25 protein-coding genes and 2 pseudogenes are annotated in these 25648 nt (G+C 62.0%); 19 read left to right on the top strand and 8 right to left on the bottom strand.

Translation table 11 applies throughout. The features are described 5' to 3' along the window. The first annotated feature begins 8 nt into the window (after positions 1–8). The gene (locus AFIC_RS11040) at positions 9–923 is read left to right on the top strand and encodes a LysR family transcriptional regulator (protein WP_275246284.1); all 915 of its coding nucleotides are present in this window, start codon (positions 9–11) and stop codon (positions 921–923) included. Positions 924–999: 76 nt separating this feature from the next. Here the strand turns inward: AFIC_RS11040 and AFIC_RS11035 are convergent, their stop codons facing one another. Beyond that, positions 1000–1980, bottom strand: coding sequence for an aldo/keto reductase (locus tag AFIC_RS11035; RefSeq protein WP_275246283.1), 981 nt, complete (start codon positions 1978–1980; stop codon positions 1000–1002). Between the two features lie 265 nt (positions 1981–2245). Here AFIC_RS11035 and AFIC_RS11030 point away from each other — a divergent pair, with 265 nt between their 5' ends. After that, a complete protein-coding gene (locus AFIC_RS11030) occupies positions 2246–3076 on the top strand; it encodes an oxidoreductase (RefSeq protein WP_275246282.1) in 831 nt (276 codons plus the stop codon). A gap of 304 nt (positions 3077–3380) precedes the next feature. Next, complete coding sequence (locus AFIC_RS11025; protein ID WP_275246281.1) at positions 3381–5195, top strand: methyl-accepting chemotaxis protein; 1815 nt, start codon at positions 3381–3383, stop codon at positions 5193–5195. Positions 5196–5215: 20 nt separating this feature from the next. On the opposite strand, the gene AFIC_RS11020 is transcribed toward AFIC_RS11025, so the two are convergent. Continuing rightward, positions 5216–6478 (bottom strand): adenosylmethionine--8-amino-7-oxononanoate transaminase, encoded by a 1263-nt coding sequence (locus AFIC_RS11020; RefSeq protein ID WP_275246280.1) that lies wholly within the window; start codon positions 6476–6478, stop codon positions 5216–5218. Here AFIC_RS11020 and AFIC_RS15840 point away from each other — a divergent pair. Continuing rightward, positions 6460–6582 (top strand): annotated as a pseudogene (locus AFIC_RS15840) (hypothetical protein); the annotation flags it as partial. The gene AFIC_RS11020 and the pseudogene AFIC_RS15840 overlap by 19 nt on opposite strands. Before the next feature lie 9 nt (positions 6583–6591). Here AFIC_RS15840 and bioD read toward each other — a convergent pair. Both bioD and AFIC_RS11010 read right to left on the bottom strand, forming a co-directional pair. Then, positions 6592–7107: pseudogene (gene bioD, locus AFIC_RS11015) on the bottom strand (dethiobiotin synthase); the annotation flags it as partial. After that, positions 7104–8267, bottom strand: coding sequence for an 8-amino-7-oxononanoate synthase (locus AFIC_RS11010; RefSeq protein WP_420833329.1), 1164 nt, complete (start codon positions 8265–8267; stop codon positions 7104–7106). The pseudogene bioD and the gene AFIC_RS11010, both read right to left, overlap by 4 nt. A 136-nt stretch (positions 8268–8403) precedes the next feature. Between AFIC_RS11010 and AFIC_RS11005 the strand changes: the two genes are divergently transcribed. The 6 genes from AFIC_RS11005 (at position 8404) to AFIC_RS10980 (ending at position 14313) form a co-directional block, all read left to right on the top strand. Beyond that, entirely contained in the window at positions 8404–8658 is a 255-nt protein-coding gene (locus AFIC_RS11005) for a hypothetical protein (protein WP_275246278.1), read from the top strand. 189 nt (positions 8659–8847) lie between these two features. Further along, positions 8848–11328 carry a TonB-dependent receptor gene (locus AFIC_RS11000; RefSeq protein ID WP_275246277.1) on the top strand — a complete coding sequence of 827 codons (2481 nt, stop codon included), beginning with the start codon at positions 8848–8850 and terminating at the stop codon, positions 11326–11328. A 95-nt stretch (positions 11329–11423) separates the two neighbouring features. Then, positions 11424–12113 carry a Fe2+-dependent dioxygenase gene (locus AFIC_RS10995; protein WP_275246276.1) on the top strand — a complete coding sequence of 230 codons (690 nt, stop codon included), beginning with the start codon at positions 11424–11426 and terminating at the stop codon, positions 12111–12113. Then, positions 12110–13024 carry a tonB-system energizer ExbB gene (gene exbB, locus AFIC_RS10990; protein WP_275246275.1) on the top strand — a complete coding sequence of 305 codons (915 nt, stop codon included), beginning with the start codon at positions 12110–12112 and terminating at the stop codon, positions 13022–13024. The genes AFIC_RS10995 and exbB overlap by 4 nt, the downstream gene beginning before the upstream one ends. Positions 13025–13036: 12 nt before the next feature. Next, positions 13037–13504 carry a TonB system transport protein ExbD gene (exbD, locus tag AFIC_RS10985; protein WP_275246274.1) on the top strand — a complete coding sequence of 156 codons (468 nt, stop codon included), beginning with the start codon at positions 13037–13039 and terminating at the stop codon, positions 13502–13504. Between the two features lie 11 nt (positions 13505–13515). Next, positions 13516–14313, top strand: a complete 798-nt coding sequence (locus AFIC_RS10980; protein ID WP_275246273.1) for a TonB family protein — start codon at positions 13516–13518, stop codon at positions 14311–14313. 23 nt (positions 14314–14336) lie between these two features. On the opposite strand, the gene ku is transcribed toward AFIC_RS10980, so the two are convergent. Beyond that, positions 14337–15203, bottom strand: a complete 867-nt coding sequence (gene ku, locus AFIC_RS10975) for a non-homologous end joining protein Ku (protein WP_275246272.1) — start codon at positions 15201–15203, stop codon at positions 14337–14339. A gap of 293 nt (positions 15204–15496) precedes the next feature. Between ku and AFIC_RS10970 the strand changes: the two genes are divergently transcribed. Continuing rightward, the gene (locus AFIC_RS10970) at positions 15497–16198 is read left to right on the top strand and encodes an outer membrane protein (RefSeq protein WP_275246271.1); all 702 of its coding nucleotides are present in this window, start codon (positions 15497–15499) and stop codon (positions 16196–16198) included. Between the two features lie 129 nt (positions 16199–16327). Here AFIC_RS10970 and mobA read toward each other — a convergent pair whose 3' ends face one another. Continuing rightward, positions 16328–16975, bottom strand: coding sequence for a molybdenum cofactor guanylyltransferase MobA (gene mobA, locus AFIC_RS10965; RefSeq protein ID WP_275246270.1), 648 nt, complete (start codon positions 16973–16975; stop codon positions 16328–16330). Between the two features lie 92 nt (positions 16976–17067). Here mobA and mobB point away from each other — a divergent pair, with 92 nt between their 5' ends. The 7 genes from mobB to AFIC_RS10930 all read left to right on the top strand — a co-directional run bounded on the left by mobB (position 17068) and on the right by AFIC_RS10930 (position 22242). Next, positions 17068–17589 carry a molybdopterin-guanine dinucleotide biosynthesis protein B gene (mobB, locus tag AFIC_RS10960; RefSeq protein ID WP_275248703.1) on the top strand — a complete coding sequence of 174 codons (522 nt, stop codon included), beginning with the start codon at positions 17068–17070 and terminating at the stop codon, positions 17587–17589. 3 nt (positions 17590–17592) lie between these two features. Next, entirely contained in the window at positions 17593–18849 is a 1257-nt protein-coding gene (locus AFIC_RS10955; RefSeq protein WP_275246269.1) for a molybdopterin molybdotransferase MoeA, read from the top strand. Between the two features lie 5 nt (positions 18850–18854). Then, on the top strand, positions 18855–19088 hold the full coding sequence (locus tag AFIC_RS10950) for a sulfurtransferase TusA family protein (protein WP_275246268.1): 234 nt from the start codon (positions 18855–18857) through the stop codon (positions 19086–19088). A gap of 346 nt (positions 19089–19434) precedes the next feature. Continuing rightward, a complete protein-coding gene (locus tag AFIC_RS10945) occupies positions 19435–20823 on the top strand; it encodes an L-lactate MFS transporter (RefSeq protein WP_275246267.1) in 1389 nt (462 codons plus the stop codon). A 12-nt stretch (positions 20824–20835) separates the two neighbouring features. Next, entirely contained in the window at positions 20836–20961 is a 126-nt protein-coding gene (locus AFIC_RS10940) for an MFS transporter small subunit (RefSeq protein WP_275246266.1), read from the top strand. 100 nt (positions 20962–21061) lie between these two features. Continuing rightward, positions 21062–21940, top strand: coding sequence for a class A beta-lactamase (bla, locus tag AFIC_RS10935; RefSeq protein ID WP_275248702.1), 879 nt, complete (start codon positions 21062–21064; stop codon positions 21938–21940). Positions 21941–22035: 95 nt separating this feature from the next. After that, complete coding sequence (locus AFIC_RS10930) at positions 22036–22242, top strand: hypothetical protein (RefSeq protein ID WP_275246265.1); 207 nt, start codon at positions 22036–22038, stop codon at positions 22240–22242. A 13-nt stretch (positions 22243–22255) separates the two neighbouring features. Here the strand turns inward: AFIC_RS10930 and AFIC_RS10925 are convergent, their stop codons facing one another. Next, complete coding sequence (locus AFIC_RS10925) at positions 22256–23566, bottom strand: NAD(P)/FAD-dependent oxidoreductase (protein ID WP_275246264.1); 1311 nt, start codon at positions 23564–23566, stop codon at positions 22256–22258. A gap of 196 nt (positions 23567–23762) precedes the next feature. Between AFIC_RS10925 and AFIC_RS10920 the strand changes: the two genes are divergently transcribed. After that, entirely contained in the window at positions 23763–24383 is a 621-nt protein-coding gene (locus tag AFIC_RS10920) for a hypothetical protein (protein WP_275246263.1), read from the top strand. On the opposite strand, the gene AFIC_RS10915 is transcribed toward AFIC_RS10920, so the two are convergent. Further along, on the bottom strand, positions 24380–25636 hold the full coding sequence (locus AFIC_RS10915; protein WP_275246262.1) for a Zn-dependent hydrolase: 1257 nt from the start codon (positions 25634–25636) through the stop codon (positions 24380–24382). The two genes, AFIC_RS10920 and AFIC_RS10915, sit on opposite strands and share 4 nt — an antisense overlap. Positions 25637–25648: the final 12 nt, after the last annotated feature.

Raw genomic sequence — 25648 nt, 5'->3', positions numbered from 1 at the left:
GAAATTCAATGGCGCAGCGGCAACGTAAAAGTGCTCCGACCCTGAAGCAGTTGGAATTGCTGCTGGCGCTTGAAAAGGCGGATGGCATTTCGAGCGCCGGCCGCACCTTGGGCATGACGGCCTCGGCAACCAGCCACGCGCTCCGGTCTCTTGAATCGAATCTTGGCGTCCAGCTCATTGATCGCAACGCGCCGGCCGTCGAGCTGACCTTCACGGGCAGGCAGGTGCTTCCCCATGTCCGCGATGTGTTCAGCGCGCTGCATCTGGTTCAAGCGGCTGCCCGAAGCGGAGCGAGGCTTGAAACCGGCACCTTGCGGCTTGGTTCGTTTGGCCTCACGGCATCGCTGAAACTGTTGCCTCCGATATTGGATACGTTTCGCAAGCGCTATCCCGGGATCGAAGTTCAGGTCATCGAGCGAACCGATCTCGAGATCGAGCAGGCGCTCCTCGACCGCAAAATCGAGATTGGAATCATCACGCTGCCGAATGACAGGTTCGATACGCAATTGCTGGCCACGGATCAGCTTGTTGCCGTGTTGCCTGCCGGGCACGATCTCGCGGCCTGTGAAACCGTGGGCTTGCGCGATCTGGTGCGCTATCCATTCATCCTGACCTACGCGGGTTCCGGCGGGTTGGTGTCGCGCACTTTCGCGAAAGCGGGATTACAGCCGAAAGTCACTCACGAATTGTCGCAGTTGACGTCGATCTTCGAATTTGTCGCCAGAGGGCAGGGTGTTTCGCTGGTCGCATCGCTCGCGATTCCGGGCCGGTATGAGGGAATCGTCTTCCGTGGTCTCAAGCCAGCCGTCACCCGGCGCATTGGGCTGGCCTGTCTGAACGATGCCCGGTTGTCTCCCGCGGCCGAAGCGCTGTGGAGGCAGATTCAGCAAAAGCCACCGAGGCGGGCGAAGATGCCGCGCTGATGGATTTTCGCGGGCTTACCGTTCGCCGCGCCGCCTTGCGCCGTTTGTTGTTCGTCTGCCTGTTTGACGTGAAAGGCTATTGATAACCCGCGATGCGGTGCGGCACGTAAGGTGCTTCCAGCGCCTTGATCTCATCTTCGGTCAGGTGCAGCGACAGCGCGGCAACCGCATCCGTCAGATGCTGCGGTTTTGACGCGCCGATGATCGGCGCGGTCACGCCGCGTTTCTGCGCAACCCATGCCAGCGCGACCTGCGCGCGGGGCACGCCGCGCGCCTTGGCGATGCGCGCGACTTCCTCCACGATTTTCCTGTCGGCATCGACAGCCTGCGTGTACAGCGTGCTGCCGAAGGCGTCGGTCTTCGAGCGTTCACTGATATCGTCCCAGTCGCGGGTCAGGCGGCCGCGCGCGAGCGGGCTCCACGGCACCACCGCTATGCCCTGATCCATGCACAGCGGCAGCATCTCGCGTTCTTCCTCCCGGTGCAGGAGATTGATGTGGTCCTGCATGCTGACGAACTCGCTCCAGCCATGCAGGCGCGAGGTGTAGATCGCCTTGGTGAATTGCCATGCGTGCATCGAGGACGCCCCGATGTAGCGAACCTTGCCCATGCGGACGAGATCGTTCAGCGCTTCCAGCGTTTCCTCGATCGGCGTGTCGTAGTCCCAGCGGTGGATCTGGTAGATGTCGACATAATCGGTGCCGAGCCGGCGCAGGCTGTTGTCGATTTCCGTAAAGACGGCCTTGCGGGAAAGGCCCGCGCCGTTCGGCTCGTCGCGCATATGCAGACAGACCTTGGTGGCGATCACCACCTCGTCGCGTCTCGCGAAATCCTTGACCGCGCAGCCGACGATTTCCTCGGACGTGCCGTCCGAATAGGAATTGGCGGTGTCGAGCACATTGATGCCGAGTTCGAGCGCCTGCCTGATGAGCGGACGGCTGGCGTCCTCCGGCATGGTCCATGGATGCTTGCCGCGATCCGGCGTGCCGTAGGTCATGCAGCCGAGCCACAGGCGCGATACCTTCAGACCGGTTTTGCCGAACTTGACGTATTCCATGGATAGCCTCGCGTATCGTCGTTCCGAAAAATGAAAAAGGCGGCCGAAGCCGCAACGTCATTAAAGCATATCGGCCGAGAGAAAATGCGCAAAATCTTCTGTGACGATTGTCGTTATGCGAGGCTTCTCGTGATTGTGAAGCGGATTGCGCATTCTGAAAAAATCAAAATCGCGCCTACCCGTTGAATTTTCCGCAAGCCGTTCCGATTTATGGATCGCATGAATTCTGTGCGGCGGCTTTGCCGCCGTCATTGAAGGAAAAACAATGTCGATCTGGTTCATTACGGGCGTGAGCAGCGGTTTCGGCCGGGCTCTGGCGGAAGTTCTTTTGCAAAACGATCACACCGTCGCGGGATCGGTGCGAAACGAAAATGACAAGGCTGCCTTCGAAAAACTCTCACCGGGGCGCGCCGTTGCGGTGCTGATGGATGTCACCGACGAGAACGCCGTGCGGCGGGGTATCGCCGAGGTCGAGAGCAAGGTTGGGCCGATCGCGGTTCTGGTCAACAATGCAGGCTACGGTTTCGAGGGCGCGATCGAGGAGGCGCCGCTTGATGAAGTGCGGCGGCAATTCGAGGTCAACGTGTTCGGACCGGTTGCGGTGATGAAGGCGGCATTGCCGTTCATGCGCAAGCGCCGGGCAGGGCATATCGTCAACATCACCTCGATGGGCGGGCTGGCGGCGTTTCCGGGTGTCGGAATTTACAACGGAAGCAAGTATGCCCTCGAAGGCATATCGGAGTCGCTGGCCAAGGAGGTCAAACATCTCGGCATCAAGATCACGATCGTCGAGCCCGGCTCTTTCCGCACCGACTGGGCCGGCCGCTCGATGGCCCACGCGCCGGAGCAGATCGCCGACTACGCGGAATCGGCCGGAGCTTTCCGCACCTCTCTGGCCCAGAGGAATGGCCGTCAGGCGGGCGATCCGCGCAAGGCGGCGCAGGCCATCATCATGGCGGTGGAAGCGGAGGAGCCGCCGCTGCATTTGCTGTTGGGGCACGATGCGCTCAACTTTGTCGGCGCCAAGCTCGGCGCGCTTCAGGCCGAGATCATGAAATGGGCGCCGGTCTCGAGCGGCACGAATTTCGATTCCTGACGCGAGCGGGCCGCCGCGGTTTTCAGTGCGGCGGTCTGTCCTCGTTCAATGGCCGATAGTAAAGAAATCCAGTAATTACAGGCGTATTTTGATTCAGGCGGGGCGTTAAGATGGTAACATTTTAACGTCCCGTTCTTCATTTTGTGTCATTTCTGTCTTTGCGAATTTTGCTGGCCGCTTGCCAGCATGGGGATGCGCGAAATCCGGGGGCAAGAGCATCAATAGCAGCGCTGTGCGAGGGGCACCTGCAAGCAACTGGCTCTATGTCCGATAATTTTGATGACTCGTGTTTGAGGGAGCTGACATGCTCGGCGGGATCAAGAAGTTGAACCTTTTCGGCTGGACCAGGAAGCTTTTCGGTTGGACCAAGTATTTCGGTTGGGTATCGAGAGTTGCCTCGAGATTTAACGTCTTCTCCTTCGTCAGGCACATCGGTTTGTCCTGGAAGGTTCAGATCGCGCCGCTCTTTCTGGTCATCTCTCTTGTCGCGCTGGGGATGTATTCGCTGAAGACGCTCCAACACAACCAGTCGTCAGAGGAAGGGCTGATGTCCGGCCCGGTTCGTCAGGCCGAACTGATGAGCGATTTCACCTCCACGATCTGGTCGGCTCATGCCAATCTGTATCGCCTCACGACGACGGCGGCGACCGAGACGGATGCCAAGGCCATCTCGGACTACGTATTTGACACCACGACTTCGCTCGGGCGTGTCGATGATGCGTTGTCGGCTCTTGAGGTCAGTCTGTATGAGCCAAGCTCGGTTTTGTCGCGGGAAGACTACACAAAGCTGAAAGATGCCGTCGCTGTCTATGCAGCCAAAGCTAAAATCGTCATCGACAAGACGGGCGCTTCCGGCGCTGATACGAGGTTCATCAAGGACGCGGAAAAGCAGTTTACTGTGGTGTCGCAGCTTGTCTCGGACATGATGAGCGCGAGCAGCACACGCAAAAGCATGGAGGTCGGCCTTTCCCAGGTGCGCCTCGAAGAGCAGCAGTTCACTCTCAAGATCGTGCTGGGCGTCATCTCCGCGTTCGGTCTGCTATTCTCGGTTCTGATCGGGCGCGGAATCTCGAAGCCTGTGGTGGTGATGACCGAGGCGATGCATGAGCTTGCCGCCGGAGATCTATCGGTGCAGTTGCCCGGTCTCGACCGTGGTGACGAGGTCGGCCAGATGGCTCGCGCCGTGGAGGAGTTCAAGGTTCAGGCGGTGGCCAAGGCCGAGCAGGACGCCGTCGAGCGCGAAACGAAGAACCGCGAATTGGCGACGACCCGCAAGGCGGAGCTGCATGCGCTCGCGGAAAGTTTCGAGAGCGCTGTCGGCAAGATCATCGAGCATGTCAGTTCGGCCTCGAGCGATCTTGAATCGTCGGCGATGGTGCTGACCAAGAGCAGCGTGGCGACGCAGGAACTGAGCGCCGTCGTCGCCAGCGCCTCGGAAGAAACGTCCAGCAACGTCCAGTCGGTTGCGTCCGCGACCGAGGAGATGGCGGCGTCCGTCTCCGAGATCGGCCGTCAGGTATCGGATTCCAACCAGATCGCGGCGGAGGCCGTCGAGCAGGCCAGGCGCACCGATACGCGGATCAGCGAATTGTCGGAGGCGGCGAACCGCATCGGCGACGTCACCATGCTGATTACGACGATCGCGAGCCAAACCAACCTGCTGGCGCTCAATGCCACCATCGAGGCTGCGCGCGCGGGCGAAGCGGGCAAGGGTTTCGCGGTGGTCGCGCAGGAAGTGAAGGCGCTGGCGGCGCAAACGACCAAGGCCACGCACGAGATCAGCACCCAGATCGCGGCCATGCAGTCGGCCACGGAAGAGTCGGTGGTTGCGATCAAGGAGATCGGCGGCACGATCAGCCGCCTGTCGGAAATCGCGTCCATCATCGCGGCGTCCATCGAGGAGCAGGGCGCGGCGACGCAGGAAATCGCGCTGAACGTCCAGCAGGCGGCGGCTGGTACCTCGCGTGTCGCCACCAGCATCGCCGACGTCCATCGCGGCGCGGGCGATACCGGATCGGCCTCTTCTCAGGTGCTCTCGGCGGCGCAGTTGCTGTCGAACGAGAACCGGCGGCTGAAGGCCGAGGTCGTCAAGTTCCTGGAAACGGTACGGGCTGCCTGAAGGCGGTCCGGGCCGGACGATCACGGCTGGATGGTTGCGGCATCCATGATCGCGCCATAAATCCGCTCGATATCCTGTGACGTCACGCAATAAGGCGGCATCACGTAGATGGTGTTGCCGAGCGGGCGCAGCAGGATGTCGCGCGCGTTGAAGTGCGCCAGCAGCTTCGGTCCGATGCCCGCGAGATAACCGGCATCCCGCACTTTCAGATCCATCGCGGTGATGGTGCCGCAGCGGCGGACGTTCTCGAAACGGGAATCGTTACGGAACGGCGCGAGCGCGCGCTCCTGCATGGCGCTAAGCGACGCGACGCGCTCGCGGGTTTGCGGATCGTCCCACAGTTTCAGATTGGCGAGCGCGGCCGCGCAGGCGATCGGGTTCGCGGTGTAGGAACTGGAGTGGAAGAAAGTTTTCGCCCGGTCCGTGGAATAATGCGCCTCGAAAATCTCGGGTGTACACAATGTCGCCGCGAGCGGTAGCGCTCCGCCGGTGATGCCCTTAGAATAGCAGACGATGTCGGGTGACACGTCCGCCTGTTCGCAGGCGAACAGCGTGCCGGTGCGGCCCCAGCCGGTCATCACCTCGTCGGCGATGAACAGGACATCGTTTTCCATGCAGATGCGCCGCATCTCTTTCAGGATTTGCGGCGAATACATCAGCATGCCGCCCGCGCCGAGGATCAGCGGCTCGACGATGAAGGCGGCGGGCTTGTCGCGGCAGGCGCGCTCCAGTGCGTCGAGTGTGTTCTGCTCGTTGGCTGCTGCCGGAAACGGGATGCAGTCGACGGCGAACAGCAGCGGTTCATAGGGGGCGTTGAACACGCCGCGCGCGCCGACCGACATCGTGCCGACAGTGTCGCCGTGATAGGAGTGTTCCATCACCACGATGCGTTCGCGCGGCGCGCCGATGTTGCGCCAGTAGCCGAGCGCCATCTTCAGCGCGACCTCGACGCTGGTCGAGCCGCTGTCGGAATAAAAGACGTGCGACAGCCCTTTGGGGGCGAGCTTGATCAGCCGCTCCGCAACCTGTTCGGCAGGCGGATGGGTTTGCCCCGCAAAGATGATCTGGTTGAGCCGGGCTGCTTCGGTCTGGATCGCGTGCACGATATCCGGATGACAGTGGCCGTGCGTCACCACCCACCATGAGGCGATCGCATCCAGAATGCGACGGCCATCGTCGGTGTGCAGATGTGCGCCCTCGGCCCGCACGATGGTCGGGAAATCCTCGTACAGCGCGTGCTGCGTGAACGGATGCCAGACCGGAGATGTCGTCGGCGATGTCATGCGGCGAAGTCAGCGAGGTTGAAGGAGGTGGCGAATGCGCGGCGCAGGCTGTCATGCGTGAGCGGCGTGAGATAAGGCAGGCGGCCCAGACGGCGGACGCCGCCGAGTTTGCAGATGATGCGCTCGCTCTCGGCCTGTTCGTCGCCGATGAAGGCGATGCCGATCAGCGGAATGTCGCGGCGCTTTACGGCCTCTATGGACAGCAGCGAGTGATTGATGGTGCCGAGCGCGGTGCGCGCACACAACACCAGCGGCAGCCGCCAGCGCGCGAAGATATCGATAAAGAGTGTATCGTCGTTGACCGGGACCATCAGGCCGCCCGCGCCTTCGATCACCAGCGGCCGCGCGCTCGGCGGCGGTGGAAGCAGCGCGCGTTCGTCAATCGTCAGACCATCGATCCGTGCCGCGTGATGCGGTGAGGCAGGGGTGTTGAGAACATGCCTCTCGGGCAGGATGCGGTCGGGAGTAAGGCCGCCAAGTTCGGCCACGCGGCGCGCGTCGGTGCCATCCTCGTGGCCTGCCTGGATCGGCTTCCAGTAATCGGCGCCGAGCGCATCCGCGAGGGCCGCAGAAAAAACAGTTTTGCCGACATCGGTATCGGTGCCGCTGACGATCAGGCGCGTGGTCATGCCTTGAGTGTCTGCGCTTCTTCTTGGAGCGCCGCAAGCATGGATTCGACATCGGCGCCGGTCACGTTCAGCGTGAGCGAGATACGCAGCCGCGCGGTGCCCGCGGGCACGGTCGGCGGACGGATGCCGCGAATGTCGAAGCCGCGCCGCTGCAAGGCCGCCGCGAGCGTCATGGTGCGCTCATTATGCCCGACGATGTAGGGAATGATCTGCGAACCGGAGGGCGTCCAACCTTGCGCGCGGATCTTATCTCCGGCGAAAGCGATGAGATCGTGCAGCCGTTGTCTCCGCTCGGGCTCCTCGCGCAAGATTTTCAATGCCTCTCCGACCGCGACCGCCATCAGCGGCGAGGGCGCGGTGGCGAAGATGAAGGGCCGGCTGCGATTGACGAGAAAATCGCGCAGCAGCTTCGTCGTCAACACCAGCGCGCCGGATGCGCCGAGCGCCTTGCCGCAGGTGTGGACCGCGACCACGTTGGCGCGGCCTTCATAGGCGGCGGACAGACCGCGCCCATCAGGCCCGAACACGCCGGTCGCATGCGCTTCGTCGATATAGAGGAAGCCATCGTTGCGGTCGGCGATCTGCATCAGTTCTGCGAGTGGTGCGGTGTCGCCGTCCATCGAGTAGATGCTTTCCACCGCGATCCATGGACGTCCCTTGCCGCCTTTGGTTCGCCATGCGCGGATCGCATCCGCCACGGCATTGCTGTCGTTGTGGGGTGTCTCAACATTCTCCGCGCGGCTGGCGTTGATACCCTCGCGCATGCTCGCGTGAGAGAGCGCATCCATCACGATCAGGTCGCCGCGCTGGGGCAGGGTGCTGAGTGCGGCGAAGTTCGCGCTGTAGCCTGCGCCGAAATACAGCGCGCTCTCGGTTTTGAAGAAAACCGCGGCATCGGCTTCAAGCTGTTCGTGTTCGGCGCAATTGCCGCGCAGGAGCCGCGAGCCGCCCGCGCCGATCGGCGTGCCGGCTTCGATCGCCGCAATCACGGCGTTGCGCAGGCGAGGAGATTCCGCGAGCGCCAGATAGTCGTTGGAGACGAAGTCGATGCCCTGACGCGGATGCAGGCTGCGCAGCCGCCCATCGCGCGCCAACGCGGCGAGTGCGCCCGCATAGCGATCGTCAGCAGGTTCTGTATTCAGGGACAGGTGCGCGGCCAAAAATCACCGGACATTGGAGCAATTCCAGGCGAATTTAACATGCCGGATGAAGAGCGTCACCGGTGCAGATTCCACGCGACATCACTTTCGGTTTTGTCTAGATCACGCCTGTTTTCAGCAAGCGATGGAGTGTCCCATGGAAGAGCTTAATGGCCGGATGATCGGGTGTCAGATTCTGATTACGGGACTGATCGCGCGCGTCGCTAACGAGCAACGCGATCCGCTGCGTTTTCTCACAGACTTCCGTGACGAAATTCGTGCCGTCGTGCGCGGCATCAATATCGCGGGCACGCCGAACGCGGACTCGGTGCGGCTGGTCGCGCAGCAGATGATCGATGAGATGTTTTCCCTGATGAAGCCGCCGAGTCCGGAAAACGCGGATGATCAGTGAGGCATCTGCCTGAAATTCATAGTTTAGAATAATTATAATATGTACGCCGCGTGCATATTTGAGCGATTCAAAAGTGGACCGGCGGATAAAGTTTGATTGTGCAGTTCCATCCTTTTATCAGCACCCCAAGGACGATTTGTCGCATATGGCAAAGCGTCGCTACTTTAAGCATAACTGGGGACTGGGGAAATGCAGGGATTGAAGGCGCCGCGTTCGCTGCGGACATGGGCTGTTTCACACACCGATCAGGATAAAAACGGGGGCGTTTCCGCCCGAAAAGTTACCTCGATCGCGGGCCTGATTGCGGTCGCGTCGGTTTCGGGCGCGGAGGCCCAGCAGGCTGCTCCCGAGTTGCCGCCGGTGACGGTCTATGCTCCTGCCCACCACCGCGCTACCACCAAGCCATCCCGCGATCAGAAGCGCGCCACTGCCGCCTTGCGTCGGGCAGCCAAGCGCCAGCAAGCGGCCAAGCCCGTGCCTTATCCCAACGCAGGCCAACTGACCCCGCCGGATGCCGATCCTTACGCGAACGCGGCGGCGCCTTATCAGGCGACGCGGCTGCAATCGAACAAATTCAGCGAGCCGATCGCCAATCAGCCGAAGACGATCACGGTTCTCACCAAGGATGTGCTTGAGGACAAGAACGCGACCTCGCTGCGCGAGATCGGCCGCAGCACCGCCGGCGTGACGCTGGGGTCCGGCGAGGGCGGCAACGCGTTCGGCGACCGTTTCTTCATCCGCGGCTTCGATGCGCGTAACGACATCTTCCTCGACGGCATCCGCGATCCGGCCGTCAGCATTCGCGAAAACTTCTTCACCGAGCAGGTCGAGATCCTGCGTGGGCCGGCCTCGAGCTATGCCGGCCGTGGCACCGCCGGCGGCGCGATCAACATCGTCACCAAACAGGCGGGCGACAAGAATTTCTACAATGCAAGCAGCGAGTTCGGCACCGACCGCACCAAGCGTTTCACGCTCGACGTCAATCAGGTCATAAGCCCGACGCTGTCGATCCGTGCGGGTGGCGTGGCGCAGGATGCCGGCATCGCGGGCCGTAATTTCGCGACCGACGAGCGTTACGGCGGCTTTGCTGCGGTGAAGTGGACCCCGACCGACAGTGTCAAAGTTCTCGCCAACTACATTCATACCGACCTGCGCGGCACTCCCGATTTCGGCGTGCCGTGGGATCGTGTCAACAACCGTCCGGTCACCGAGAGCGGCGTGCCGCGCGATACGTGGTACGGCGAAGTCAACCGCGATTTCCAGAAGGTCCGTCAGGATATCGGCACGGCGCAGCTCGAAGTGAAATTGACGCCAGATGTCACCTTCAACAGCAAGTTCCGCGCGGAACGCTCGCTGCTGAATTACATCGGTACGATTGCGGAAGCGCCCAGGAGTTTCACGTCAAACGTAACGCCGTTCTGTCAGATTGTGAGCAATCAGCCTTACTGCACCCAGCTCAACGCGCAGAGCCGTTACCAGGTCGCGGATGTGCTGGCCAATCAGAGCGATTTGACTGCGAAGTTCGATACAGGCGTATTCAAGCACACGCTGGTCGCGGGCACCGAGTTCTCTCGCGAGAAGGTCTCCATCGACAAGTATAGCGGCCTCTATTCGGAGGCGAACGGCAGCGGCATGCCCAGCGCCAGCGCGCCAATCGTGTCGTATTTGGATCCCTCCAGCGTAACCTATCTTCCGTTCGGAGGTGCATCGCTGCTCGGGACGCCGTTGGTTGCGACCGTCGATACCAAGAGCGTGTATGCCATCGATACCGCGAACTATAATGATTTCCTCATTCTCAACGGCGGCATCCGATACGACAATTACGATTACTCCGCCACCAACTACGCGAACCTGTCGCACAGCGCGCTCGACAGCGGCCTCGTCAACTGGAACGCGGGCGCGGTCATCAAGCCGCTGCCATATGTCAGCCTCTATGCGGCCTATGCGACATCATCCAACCCGATTGGCGCGGAACTGGATGCAAGCAGTGCATCCTACGGCGGCCCGGATTTTACCAACCTTGGCGCCGCTTTCGGTCCCGAGCGCAACAAGGCTGCCGAAGTGGGCACCAAGTGGGAGCTGTTTGAGCGCCGCCTGCTGCTGACCGCCGCATTGTTCCAGACCGAAAAAGACAATGCGCGTGAAGTAGGTACGGTTGGCGGTGTTCCGAACACGATTGTTGCTGGTGCGGCTTATCGCATCCAGGGTATCGATCTTGAGGCTGCTGGCAAGATCACGGACAAGTGGAGCATTTTCGGCGGTCTTGTTTTAATGGACTCCAAGATCACGAAATCCAATGTCGCGCCTCCCACGACGGTTGGCTATACGAGCAACGTCGGCCTGAAACTCGCCAACGTCGCGCATCAGTCGTTCAACGTGCTGACCAAGTACAAGTTCATGCCGGATTGGGAAGTCGGCGGGCAGGCGACGTACCGCTCGAAGATCTATGGCGGCACGTTGCTCGCCGCGAACCAGGGCACGTCGCTGCCGAGCTATTGGCGCTTCGATGCGTTCCTCGAGCACAAGGTCACCAAGAACCTGACGATGAAGGTTGCCGTGAACAACATCTTCAACAAGCTGTATTACGACACGCTTTATCAAAGCGCGGCGCCGTTCGTAGCGGTGGCGCCGGGCCGGGCTGCGTACATTACCGCGCAGGCAAAGTTCTAGACCTATTCTATACTTACGGGCCCCTAAAACAGGCCACCGGGCATGACTTCTACCGGGTCCTGGGTGTACAGGACCCGGTACAACACGAGTCCGGCATGTTAATCTGCATTCCCGATATTCTGAGCAAAGCCGAGGTCGCCGACTTCCGTCGCATCATGGATGCGGCGGAGTGGGAAGACGGCCGCTCGACAGCGGGAGCGCAGTCCGCGATGGTGAAGCGCAACGAGCAATTGCCGCCCGACAGCGAAACCGCCCGTGTGCTCGGGCAGCGCATTCTCAGCGCGCTGACCAAAAACCCGCTGTTCATTTCCGCCGCCATTCCGCAGCATATCTTTCCGCCGCTGTTCAACCGCTATGCGGCCTCGGACGGCCACCATTTCGGGGTCCATGTCGATAACGCCGTGCGCGGCGATCGCCTGACCGGCCTGCGCATCCGCACCGACCTCTCGGTGACGCTGTTTCTCTCCGAGCCGGAGGACTATGAGGGCGGCGTCCTCACGGTCGAGGATTATTACGGTTCCCATGAGGTCAAGCTGCCTGCGGGGCATCTGGTACTTTATCCTGCGTCTAGTTTGCATCTGGTCACGCCCGTGACCCGAGGAGCCAGAGTGGCGTCTTTCTTCTGGTTGCAGAGCATGGTACGCGACGCCCATGCGCGCAGTATGATTTTCGACCTCGATACGGCTGTTCAGGCGCTGGTCGAACGGCTGGGTCGGGACGACCCTGAAACGGTCAAATTGACCGGCATTTATCACAACCTCATTCGCTACTGGGCCGACGTATGAAAACCATTCGCTTGATGACGTGCCTTTCCATTGTCGCCTGTCTGGCGGGCGCTGTACCCGTGCTGGCACAGGAAGCTGCTCCTGCGCGGCCAGCCACCCCCGCGGTCACTTCTCCCGCGCCTGCCACGCCTTCAGCGGTTACGCCGGCCACCGCGGTGCCTGCGGCTGCCGCACCGGCTCCGACTGCCTTGCCCGCCGCCGAGGCTGCGAAGGCGTCGGTTGTGCCGCATGACCTTTCGCCGTGGTCGATGTTCATGTCGGCCGATATCGTCGTGAAGCTGGTGATGATCGGCCTCGCTTTCGCCTCGCTGATGACGTGGACGATCTGCTTTGCGAAAATGCGCGAGCAATTCGTGGCGCAGCAGCGGCTCAAGGCGGCGCTCCGCACGGTGTCGAATTCGCGCACGCTGGCCGAAGCCCGCATGGCGCTCGGCACCGGCAAGACGGTGCTGTCATCTTTCCTCGCGATGGCCGTTCATGAAGTGCGGTTGTCATCGGGGATCGTCGGCGATGCGGGCATCAAGGAGCGGGCGGCCTCGCTGTTCGCCGAACTGACCCGCAGCGAGGCGCGCCGGATGCGCCTCGGCATGGGCATGCTCGCGACCATCGGCGCGACCGCGCCGTTCGTCGGCCTGTTCGGTACCGTCTGGGGCATCATGAATTCCTTCATCGGCATTTCGAAGATGCAGACCACCAATCTCGCCGTGGTCGCGCCGGGCATCGCGGAAGCCTTGCTCGCGACCGCCATGGGTCTCGTCGCGGCGATCCCGGCCGTCATCATCTACAATCACTTCTCGCGCGTGACGAAACGCTATCTGGAGCTTGTCAGCCAGGCGTCCGGCACGGCGGGCCGCCTCTTGTCGCGCGATCTCGATCGCGGCCATGGCGCGATTTCGCACGCGGCCGAATAACGGAGACGGCTCGTGGGGGTTACGTTCAACGATGTCGATGACGGGGACGATCTCAGCGAAACGCATGAGATCAACGTCACGCCGTTTATCGACGTCATTCTGGTTCTTCTGATCATCTTCATGGTGGCGGCGCCGCTCTCCACCGTCGATCTGCCGGTGGATCTGCCGTCCTCGACGGCGACGCCGACCAAGAAGCCGGACAAGCCGACTTACGTGACCATCAAATCCGATCTGGCCGTCGCTGTCGGCGAGACTCCCGTGAAACGGGTCGATCTCGTCAACGTGCTCGATGCGGCAGGAGAGGGCAACAAGGACCGCCGTATCTTCCTGCGCGCCGACCGCGCGGTGTCTTACGGCAACATGATGGACGTTCTCGAAATTCTGCGCGCCGGCGGATATCTGAAAGTAGCGCTGGTGGCGCTCGAAGGGGTGCCAGACAGCACAGGCACCGCCATCCCGTCGGCGGCCAAGCCACAGTAACCGGAAGTGCAATGTTCCTGAACCGGCTCTGGACCGACCCGTCGAGGCGCGTATGGATGTTCGCCGCTATCGCAGCCTTGATCCTGCACGGCGCGGTTGCGGCCATCGCGGTGACGAGTCTGACGGATACGGCCGAGGACGATGAGCTGGGCGCGGCAGGCATCGAGGTGGGCCTCGAATTCCTTGCGCCGCGCGGCGAGCCGACCGATCTGCCGCCGGGGCCCGACACGGAAGCGTCCGCGGCTTCGCCGCAGGTGGTCGAGCAGAAGGCGGAGGTGAAGAAGACCGACCTGCCGCAGGACAAGCCGATCGAGTCCGAGAACCCTGACCGCGTCGTGTCTCCCGACAAGTCCACCGACCCGAAGGAGGACGATCCCAACGTCGCGGCACGGCAGCAGGCGCCATCGCAGGAATCCGTGGCATCGGAAGCGACCGCGATGCCGACCTCGGAATCGGCCCAGCAGTCCGACCGCTCGGTGACGCTTGCCCAGGGCACCGGTGCCAGCAAGCAGCGCATCAAGACGACGTGGCAGAAGGAACTGGTGGCTCATCTCGACCATCACAAGCGCTATCCGCCGGACCGCTCCGATGTCAGCGTCAAGATCATGGTCAGCTTCGAGATTGACCGGACCGGCCACATCATTTCGAGCAAGATCGTTCAGGGCTCGGGTAATCCCGAATTCGATCAGGCGGCGCTTGCCATGCTCAAGCGTTCCGACCCGGTGCCCGCGCCGCCGCCGCTGGTTGCGGACGAAGGTCTGACCTTCACGCTGCCGGTCGTCTTCCGCGCCCATGGACAGAAGAAGTAAGGTTTTTTCGCCTTCAATCCTTTTCAGCCGGCCTTGCGCGCCCGCGCCTTTGAGCGGGTCTGCTTTTTGGTCGCGCGGGGAGCCGCACGGGCGGCCCGGCGCTCGGACTTGGCATTGCCTTTCAGGCTCTTGCGCAACGCATCCATCAGGTTGATGACGTTGCCGCTCTCGCGCGGCGTGCTCGGTGCCTTGATCGTTTCTCCGGCGCGTTTGCGGCTGATGAGATCGGCCAGCGCGCTCTCGTAGTGATCCTCGAAACGATCGGGGTCGAATTCGCCGGTCTTGCCCTCGACGATGTGTCTGGCAAGATCGAGCATTTCCTTGGTGACTTTGACATCCTTGATGTCGCCGAAATAGTCGGCCTCGTCGCGGACCTCGTAGGGGAAGCGCAGCAGCGTGCCCACCAATCCCTTTTCCAGCGGCTCCAGCGCGATGACGTGCTCGCGATTGGTCAACACGATGCGGCCCAGTGCCATCATGTTCATGGAGCGGATCGTCTCGCGGATCACGGTGTACGCATCGTGGCCGACCTTGCCGTCTGGCACGATGTAGTAGGGGCGGATCAGGAAACGGTTATCGATTTCATCCCGGGGCACGAATTCGTCGATGTCGATGGTGTGGGCCGATTCCAGGGCGATGTTGTCGAGTTCGTCGTCACTGACCTGCACATAGGTGTCGGCATCGACCTTGTAGCCCTTGACGATGTCCTCGCGCTCGACCTCCTCGCCGGTCTCGGCATCGATCTTGGCGTATTTGATCCGGTGGCCGGTGTTCTTGTTGATCTGGTTGAATCGAATCTTGTCCGACTCGGATGTCGCGGGAAACAGCGCGACAGGGCAGGTGACGAGGGACAAACGCAGGAAGCCCTTCCAGTTCGCGCGGGACGCCATCGATCAACTCCGGTTTACTCGGACCAGCCGACTCAATGGGGCGTAGAAGAATTCGTTCCTCGATCCTTCGCCCGAAGGAGGAAAACAGACCACCGGAGCGGCCAAGAGGTTCTAAAATACCGATTATTCCTGATTTGTTCTATCCCGGCCCGGGTGTGGATTCGCCACGTTATTGCCTTGTTTACGCTACGGTTTTTGAAAGTTCACTGTGGTGTTTTCGCTACAGCATTTTGCGACGCATCGTGATCAATAACGCTCATTCGACTTCTACGGACGTTTGGGAGACTACCACTATGAAGAAGCTTCTTCTTGCAGTCACCGTCGCGGCTCTGAGCTCGACCTCGGTGTTCGCTGCTGACCTCGCGGCCCGCCCCTATACGAAGGCGCCGGCTTACGTCGCTCCGATCTACAACTGGACCGGTTTCTACATCGGTGCGCACATTGGCGGCGCGTTCGGTGGCAGCAACAGCGTGACCGACTTCACCGGCACCGGCATTGCCAGCAACAACAAGAGCGCGTTCCTGGGTGGCGCGCAGATCGGTTACAACTACCAGTTCTCTCCGAACTGGGTGTTCGGCATTGAAGGTGACTTCAGCGGCCTGTCGAGCAACAACCGCACCTTCGTGACGGCCACGGATGTGTACACCGCCAAGAGCGACTGGCTGGCTTCGGTCACCGGCCGTCTCGGCTACACCTGGGGTCCTGGCATGATCTACGCCAAGGGCGGTGCGGCGTTCCGCGATAACAGCATGGCTGGAACCACTCCGTTCGTGACCACCCGCGACGACACCGGCTACACCGTCGGCGCCGGCCTTGAATACATGTTCGCTCCGGCCTGGTCGGCGAAGATCGAGTACCAGTACTACAACTTCGGCCACACCTCGGTGGCTGACGCCGTTGGTCCGGTCCTGCGCTACAGCGACGACCTTCACACTGTGAAGGCTGGTATCAACTACCACTTCAACTGGGGTGGCCCGGTTGTCGCCAAGTACTGAGATCTGAAGTACTGAGATCATCTGATCGCATCGCGATCCGACGAAAAGGCCGGCGAAAGCCGGCCTTTTTTGTTGTCCGAGGGTGTGGCGTGGCTCTGCGGGAAGAGCGGCCGGACTTCAGAGGGGTGGTCAACCGCCGTCGAGCGCCGCGAGGCGCGTTGCCTCTTCGAGATCACCGGACTGATTGGCGTTGAAAAACGGATCGAGCGGCGCGGTCGGCCATGAGGCCTGCGCCGGCCGAAAGCGCCGCACGAAGGCATGGGCCTTGCGGAAATCCTCGACCGTCAGGGCGTGCCGGATGGCATGGCGGAGATCGACATGCCAGATCGCGATGATCGGGTGTAGCTGGCCGCCGGATTCGGCGACCGCAATCTCTGCGTCATTGTCACGCCGGGCCTGATGCAGGCGAGACACAAGGTCGCGCGGCAGGAAGGGGCAGTCGGCGGCCGCAGTAAGGACATATTGGGCGTCAGGGCGGTTCGCGGCGGCCCATTCCAGGCCCGCCAGCACGCCTGCGAGCGGTCCCGGGAAGTCCGCGACATCGTCGGGCACGACCGTCAGACCGAATGCGGCGAAACGAGCCGGATCACCGTTGGCATTGAGCACAAGGCCATCGCATTGCGGGGCGAGACGGCTGATCACACGCTCCAGAATAGGCCGTCCGGCAATCAGCCGCATCGGCTTGTCGCCCCCACCCATGCGGCGGGCGAGCCCCCCGGCCAGCAGCACGCCGGGCGTGGGCGGATAGTTATCTTCTATCGTGCGATCCGTTGCCATGATTTCTCAAACCCGCATCGATTCGGCACTTTGCGGCCTTGTGCCGAGCGACAGTCCCGCTATAGCACGCTGAGGATAGAGTGGAGAACGTGATGCGGGTCATCGGGCTGGCCGGGTGGAGCGGGGCGGGAAAGACCACGCTGCTGTCGCGCCTCGTGCCGCATCTGATCGGCGAGGGTGCGCGTGTCTCCGTCATCAAGCATGCCCATCATGAGTTCGATCTGGATAAGCCGGGCAAGGACTCCTGGGTCCACCGCCAGGCCGGGGCGACACAGGTGATGATCTCCTCGACGAAACGGTGGGCGTTGCTGAACGAACTGCGCGGCGATCCCGAACCCTCGCTTTTCGAGCTGCTGGCGAAAATGGCGTCCGTGGATTACGTCATCATCGAGGGGTTCAAGGCGCAGGGGCACCGCAAGATCGAGATTTATCGCGCGGAAAACGCCAAGCCGCTGATGTTTCCAAACGATCCGAACATCATCGCTGTCGCGGCGGACACCCGGGTGGAAAGCGGGCTGCCGATGTTCGACCTTGACGACATTCCTGCGATTGCAGATTTCGTGAAAGCACACGCCGAGAATCGTAACGAACTTTTCGCGCGCGTGACGGGTTGAAAGATGGCGCAACTCTCGGACGACTGCTTTGCATTCGGTGGCCCGGTGATGAGGGTGGATGAGGCGTTGTCCATTATCAGGTCGCGCCTGACACCGATCGAGGACATCGAGAATGTAAAGTTGTCCAAGGCGGATGGACGAATCCTCGCCGCCGATGTGATCGCGCCGATCAATATTCCGTCCTTCATGAATTCGGCCGTGGATGGCTATGCGGTGCGTGGCGAGGACGTTCCCGGCGGCGAAGCACGCGTGTTCAAGGTGCAGGACCGCGTGGCGGCGGGCGCCAGCGCGCGCGGCGAGATCCTGCCCGGTCACGCGATCCGGATTTTCACGGGAGCGCCGATGCCTGCCGGCGCCGACACGGTTTACATGCAGGAAGATGTCAAGCTGGCGGAAGACGGCGCCGTTCTACTGCCGCCAGGCCTTGCGCGTGGGGCGAACGTGCGTCTGGCAGGTGAGGATATTTCGCAGGGCTCCGGCGCGTTGCCGAAAGGGCGGTTGCTGCGCCCGCAGGACGTCGCGCTGGCCGCGGCGCTTGGGGTGACCGAACTCGCGGTGCGCCGGCGTCCGCGCGTGGCGGTTTTCTCGACCGGCGACGAGGTGGTGGCGCCGGGGGAAGAGCGAACGGCGTCGCAACTGTTCGATTCCAACCGCACCATGCTGGGCGCGATGCTGCGCCGTCTGGGCTGCGAGGTGATCGATCTCGGCATTCTTCGCGACGATCGGGTGGCGCTTGCCGCGGCGTTGAAGCAGGCCGCGCGGGATTGCGACCTGATCCTGACCACCGGCGGAGTTTCGACAGGCGAGGAAGATCACGTCAAGGCGGCGATCGAGACGATCGGATCTCTGGTGCTTTGGCGCATGGCGATCAAGCCGGGACGCGCGGTCACGATGGGAGTGATTGACGGCACGCCGTTCATCGGCCTGCCAGGCAATCCGGTGGCGGGGTTTGTCACTTTCATCTACGTGGCGCGGCCCGCGATTCTCACCCTTGCCGGGACAACACTGCCCAAGCTCGTCCCCTTGCGTGTTCGCGCGCAGTTCGACTATCGCAAGAAGACCGGCCGCCGCGAATATATCCGTGTGACGTTGGAGCAGGGCCCAGACGGTGTTTTCGAGGCATTGAAGTTTTCACGCGACGGCGCGGCGCTTTTATCGTCACTGGTCACGACCGACGGCCTTGCCGAACTGGAAGAGAATGTCACCACTGTCGAGCCGGGCGATATGCTGAGTTTTCTACCGTACTCGAGTTTGCTGTAGCGGCAATGCCTTCCCTCAAACTCGATCTGAGCGGATTGAAATGTCCTCTGCCGGTGTTGCGGACCCGCAAGGCGCTGAAATCCCTGCAACCTGGCGACAGGCTCGAGGTCGTCTGCACCGATCCGCTCGCGGCGATCGATCTTCCTCATCTGATTTCAGAGACCGGTGATCGCATCGAGATCGTCAGGCACGATACGGATGGGATCGTCTTCCTGATCGAGAAACTCGGCCGCGCATAGTCTCCGCCGGAAATTCCATCGTCAGCCGATAATATGAAGCCGAATTCCATTCGCAGTGGCAGCATTAGCTTGAACACTCTGCTGCTGTTCTACCTTTGGATGATCGACATTCGTCGCGCCTTCTGTCCAAATCCGATAGATACCATCTATCTTTTAGATGGATAGGGAATATCAGGAGTCTGTCGGGTTTAGATCATTTGAATACCGCGCGTCGTGATCCTCGCGGACTCGTCGATGTCTTGGGCAACGTCCCCTTGTTCGCTTGCAAGCGAAGGCATGGAGAAAACTGGATCGCACATGGGATTGCAGACCACCCTCCAGAAGTGGCTGTAAGGGGAGAAAACAAATGGCTTCATTTTTAGACCGTGAGAACACGGTCGCGAAACCCGGCTTCAGCCGGTGGATGGTTCCGCCAGCGGCGCTGTGCGTTCATCTCTGTATCGGTCAGGCTTACGCCTACAGCGTGTTCAACCTGCCGATGACCAAGCTGATCGGCATCACGCAATCGGCGCCGGGCGATTGGAAACTCACCGAGCTCGGCTGGATTTTCTCGCTCGCGATTTTCTTCCTTGGCGTTTCCTCGGCGGTGTTCGGCCGCTGGGTCGAGGAAGGCGGCCCGCGCAAGGCGATGTTCACGGCGGCCTGCTGCTGGGCCGGTGGCTTCTTCCTGTCGGCGATCGGTGTGTATCTCCATGCCCTGTGGCTGATCTATCTCGGCTACGGCGTGCTCGGCGGCATCGCGCTCGGCATCGGCTACATTTCGCCGGTCTCGACGCTGATCAAGTGGTTCCCGGATCGTCCCGGCATGGCCACGGGTATGGCCATCATGGGATTCGGTGGCGGCGCTTTCATTGCCTCGCCGCTCTCGGTCTGGCTGATGAGCAAGTTCAATACGCCGACGCACATCGGTGTCATGGAAACCTTCGTCATTTTGGGCGCGGTGTATTTCTGCTTCATGATCGTCGGCTCGATCATCGTGCGCGTCCCGCCGGCGGGCTGGATGCCAGAGGGTTACGTGCCACCGGCGACCACGAACAAGATGATTACCCGCAATGACGTGTTCGTTTACGACGCTGTCAAGACCCCTCAGTTCTGGCTGATCTGGTGGGTGTTGTGCTTGAACGTGACCGCCGGCATCGGCGTGCTCGGTCAGGCTTCGGCGATGAGCCAGGAAATGTTCCCGGGTCACATCACGCCGGTTGCCGCTGCGGGCTTTGTCGGTCTGATGAGCTTGTTCAACATGGGTGGCCGGTTCTGCTGGGCATCGCTGTCGGACTACATCGGCCGGCGGAACACCTACTTCGTGTTCATGGTGCTCGGCTTCATCCTGTACTGCACCGTGCCTTACGCCGGTCTGTCCGGAAACGTCGTGCTGTTCGTCTGCTGCTTCCTCGTCATCATCTCGATGTACGGCGGTGGCTTCTCGACGGTGCCGGCCTATCTCAAGGACATGTTCGGCGTCCGGTATGTCGGCGCTATCCACGGCCTGTTGCTGACTGCCTGGTCGATGGCCGGCATCTTCGGTCCGGTGATCGTCAACTATCTCCGCGAGTACAACATCACTCATGGCGTTCCGAAAGCGCAGGCCTACAACAACACCATGTACATCATGGCAGGTCTGCTGGTGATCGGCTTCATCTGCAACCTTTTGGTCAAGGCGGTGCATTCCCGCTACCACATGGTGGGAGACAAGCCGGGTACCGCTGTCAACACGCTGGCTAGCGCCAAGGCATAAGGAGAGATTGTCATGCAGACCACGCAAGAAGGCGGAACGTCTCCGCTGCAACTCATTATCGCTTGGGGCTTCGTCGGCATTCCGCTGATTGCCGGCGTGACCCAGACGCTGATCAATGCGATGAAGTTGTTCCAGTAACTTCACCGTTGCCATCCGAAAGCCGTATCTGACGGCTTTCCTAAGCCAGGACAGCGCGAGCTGCCCTGGCTTTTTTATTGGCGTACCAGTCCGAGGGATGATGACGACACGGCGCACTTTTCTGATCGGAACGGTTATCTCGCTTGGGGCGAGGGGTTCATCGCGCGCAGCCTTTGCGCAATCGCCACTGGATATGAAGGAGAAGATCGCCAGCATCGAAGGCAACGTGAAAGGCAGACTCGGCGTCGCCGTACTCGATACCGGATCGGATCGCCGTTTCGGCTATCGGGGGGACGAACGCTTCCCGATGTGCAGCACGTTCAAGCTGATGGCGGCCGCCGCGATCCTCAAGCGGGTCGAGCAGGGGCGGGAGACGCTCGACCGTCGCGTGCGTTTCTCAAAGAGCGATCTCGTCACTTATTCTCCCGCCACTTCGAAACATATAGAGAGCGGCATGACCGTCGCCGAACTGTGCGAGGCGGCGATCACGCTCAGCGACAACACGGCCGGTAATCTCATGCTCGGTATGATAGGCGGCCCATCCGGCGTCACGGCGTTCGCGCGCGGATTGGGCGATCCCATAACCCGGCTCGACCGCACTGAAACGGCATTGAACGAGGCCACGCCGGGCGATCCGCGCGACACCACGGCGCCTGCCGCTATGGCGGAGAATTTGCGCAAGCTGATGTTCCGAGGAGCGTTGGAAAAGGCATCGTCGGAGCAGTTGAGGGCATGGCTTCTCGCGAACAAGACAGGCGATACGCGTTTGCGCGCCCGGCTCCCTGCGAGTTGGCGGGTCGGAGACAAGACCGGAAGCGGGGAACGCGGCTCCACCAACGATGTCGGCATTCTGTGGCGGCCCGATGCAACGCCGATCATCGTCGCGGTGTATCTGACGCAAACCGCCGCATCGGCGGATGAACGCAACGATGCGGTGGCGGCGGTCGGCGAGGCGGTGGCGGCGGCTTTCAAGTCATAAGACCGGAATGGCGGCTGCTGGCGAGTTGCAAAACGGGAACTTTTCCACCTTCGAAGGGTTGGTATGCCAAACGCTTTCCAACAGCGAGGCTTGCCATGGATGATGTGATCGACCGTGTGATGACGACCTTCGCCATGATGCGCAGCGTGGATCAAGCTGAGCTTGAAGCCTCGCGCATCAAGCTGACCGATTATCTCGATAAACTGACCGCGGAAGGCCAGCACGACGGCCAGCGTCTGGCCGTGCAGGGGCTGGCCTATATGCGCGAGTTGCACGAGGCTTCCGGGGAGCACCGGGCCTAGCGCAATTGCCGACCTAGTGCAGCTTAACTGGCGGCAAAGTGGTGCGCCGCAGCCTGTCGGCCACGAATAGCGCCGCAGCCCGCAGCCAGCCGTGCAGGGCGACGCGGTGCATGTGATAGAGCGAGACATACAGCACCTTGGCGAGGCTTCCGTTGGCCGGAAAGATCGACTGGCTGTACCTGAACGTCGGGAATTCACCCGCCGCACCGCCTTCTCCGAGTGATACCAGCGTGCCGCGCGGCCGGTATTTGAACGGGCCGATGCTGTGGCCGGACAGGCGGCGCTCAATGAGCCTTGCGAGATAGGCAGCCTCCTGATGCGCCACCTGCGCGGTCGGGGGCACGAGGGAATTGCCGCCATGGGCTGGCGCGGCAGCGCAGTCTCCTATCGCGAAGACATCGGTCATGCCTTTGCAGGCGAGGTGGTCATCGACCTCGATCCGGTTGCCCGGCGTCAGCGACAGGCCCTTCAATCCTGCGACGGTATCGTGTCCCGATACGCCGGATGCCCAGACCTTGATCTCGCAGGGTACGGTGGCTCCGCTCTTGAGGTGCAGGGCGTCGGCCGTGACCCGCTCGACGCTTTCCCCGAGCAGAATGCGGACCCCGAGCTTGTCCAGCACCTTGGTGGCGTGGCGGGAGGTCTTGGGGTCGATGGCGGGCAGGATGCGCGAGGCCATGTCGACCAGCGTGATGTCGAGCTTGCCGCTGGCGCCGAGGCCGCCCCAGCGCTCCATCGCATGAACCGCATGGTAAAGCTCGGCGGCGAGTTCGACGCCGGTGGCGCCCGCGCCGACGATGCCGACGCGGACCCTGTCGAGCCGGCCCGCGCCGACCTGGATCGCCGATTCCAGGAACGCGCGTTGCAACTTCAGCGCTTGCGCCGGGCTATCGAGCATGTGGCAGTATTCGAGAACACCGGGAATGCCGAAATCGTTCACCCGGCTGCCGAGTGCCAGCACCAGCGTGTCGTAGGGGAACGTGCGCTCGCCCAGCACCTCGGTGTCGTCCGCCGCGCTCAGCACGCGGTCTAGCGTCACGGTCCTGTTTGCCGGATCGATCGACAGCAGGCTGCCGAGGGCGAAATCGAACCCGTGCACGCAGCCATGGGCGAGATAGTTGGTTTCGTCGTCGCCGCTTCCGATCAGGCCGGCCGCGACCTCGTGCAGGCGGGGTTTCCACAGATGGGAGGGATTGCGGTCCGCCAGCAGGATATGGGCGCGTTTTCGCCCGAGGCTGTGGCCGAGACGGGTGGCGAGTTCGAGGCCGCCCGCGCCGCCGCCGATGATGACAATACGGGGTAAGCTAATCGAGGTCTGGGGCATTGGGCTTCTCTTGCGTCTGATGGCCGGAAAGCCTGATAGGTTTAACCCGGAACCCTCCGCCGCATGAGGCCGCAATTGGTTGGAGGCGAAGGCCGAATCGCGGAAAACCCGGTTTGGCGGGATGCTGCGGGCTTCGGCAGGCGGCACGAGGGTGCCATATTTGAATGGTTACCCGGCGACCTCGGACATGGAGTGAATGGTGCGGGCCTGGGCCCCCTACATCGCGATAGCTGGCCTGGTCGGCGCTGCGGCGGCGGTTGCCACGATCGTCGTGATCGATGGTTTCGGCGGCTCCGAGGCGGCGCTTGAACCCGCTGCCGTGGCGGAGCGCAAAGCCGATTCCGGGCCGAATCCCGAGCCGGGACCCGAACCTTGGCCGGTGCGCTCAACCGCCGAGATCAAGGCGGACCGTCTTGCCGCACCCCCGCCGCCGCCGAAGCCAAGCGTCAGCATGTTTCTCGATACCGCACGGCAGTTCATGGTGGCTTCGGTGGTCGCACCCGCGCCGCCGCCGGCCCGGCCGACGACGGCGCTTCTCGACGACCAGCAAATCGCGGCGATCAAGGCACGCCTGAAGCTGACCGCCACGCAGGAGAAATACTGGCCGCCGGTGGAAAGCGCGTTGCGCGACGTGATCTCGGCGATGCATGTGACCCGTCGCCAGCCCTCATCAATGGATGCCGATAATGAATCGGTGAAACGGCTGATGGCGGCGGCCGGGCCGTTCCTCGCGCAATTGCGGGCGGACCAGAAAAGCCAGATCCAGTCATTGATGCGGCTCGCGGGGCTCGGCACGCAATTGCCGAGCGCGAACTAACCCTTATTCTCTCCGGCGATGCCCGCGAGCTTCAGCACGGTGTGAAGCAGCACGTTCGCGCCCGCCGCGCAGTCGGCCTGTGTGGCGTCCTCAAGCTCGTTGTGGCTGATGCCGTCCTTGCAGGGGACGAAGATCATCGCCGCTGGCATCACCGTGCTGAGATTGCAGGCGTCGTGAATCGCGCCCGATGTGATGCGGCGGCTGGTATAGCCAAGCTCGTTGCTCGCTTGCGCGATGGCTTGAACGAAGCCTGCGTCGAAGACCGTCGGCTCCTTGCGCCAGACCGGAATGAGTTCGATCCCGACGCCGCGCTGCGCGGCGATCTGCGTCACCGCTTGCCTGAACGCATCGTACATTCTGTCGAGAATATCCGTAGCACCGCTGCGTGCATCGATGGTGAAATAAATGTTGCCCGGCACGACATTGCGGGAAGCGTTCTCGATTCCGGCTTCGCCGATGGTCGCCACCGCATTCGGGCAGTGCGCGAGGGCGGCCTGCTCGACGGCAAGCGCCAGTTCTGCGAGCGCGAGAAGCGCGTCGCGCCGCAACGGCATCGGCGTGGTGCCGGCGTGACTTGCAAAGCCGGTGATCGATCCGTCGAACCAGGCGATGCCCTGGCCGCGTTCGACCACGCCGATGGTTTTGTTCTCGGCTTCGAGGAGGGGGCCTTGCTCGATGTGCAGTTCGACGAAGCCCGCGAATTTGCGCGCGCCGACTGCCTCATTGCCGCGATAGCCGATGCGATCGAGCGCATCCGCCACGCTAACGCCATCCGCGTCGCGGCGGCCCAGAATGTTTTCGGTTTCGTATTCGCCAGCATAGGCGGCGGACGCCATCGTCGCGGGCGCGAAGCGCGATCCTTCCTCGTTGGTCCAGTTGACGATGCACAGCGGCGCGTCGGTCTCGATCCCGGCATCGTTGAGGGTGCGGATGACTTCGAGCGCGGCGAGGGTGCCGAGCACGCCGTCGAACTTGCCGCCGGTCGGCTGGGTGTCGAGATGCGAGCCGAAGCCGACAGGGAGTTTCGTATTGTCGCGGCCGGGCCGCATCGCGAACATGGTGCCGAGCGCATCGACATGCACCTCGCAGCCCGCCGCCTCACAAGCGTCGCGAAACCAGTCGCGCACCTGTTTGTCTTCTTCGCTCAACGTGAGGCGCTTGACGCCGCCCTTGGCCGTGCCGCCGAATTTGGCGGTGTCGTGGATATCGCGCCACAACCGCGATGAATCGATCTGAAGATTGCTCGGCTTCATCGCGCGATCCGA

Source organism: [Pseudomonas] carboxydohydrogena (assembly GCF_029030725.1).
GTDB classification, from domain to species: Bacteria; Pseudomonadota; Alphaproteobacteria; order Rhizobiales; family Xanthobacteraceae; genus Afipia; species Afipia carboxydohydrogena.
Note: the sequence above shows the minus strand (reverse complement) of the source record. Positions and strands in the feature narration are given on the sequence as shown.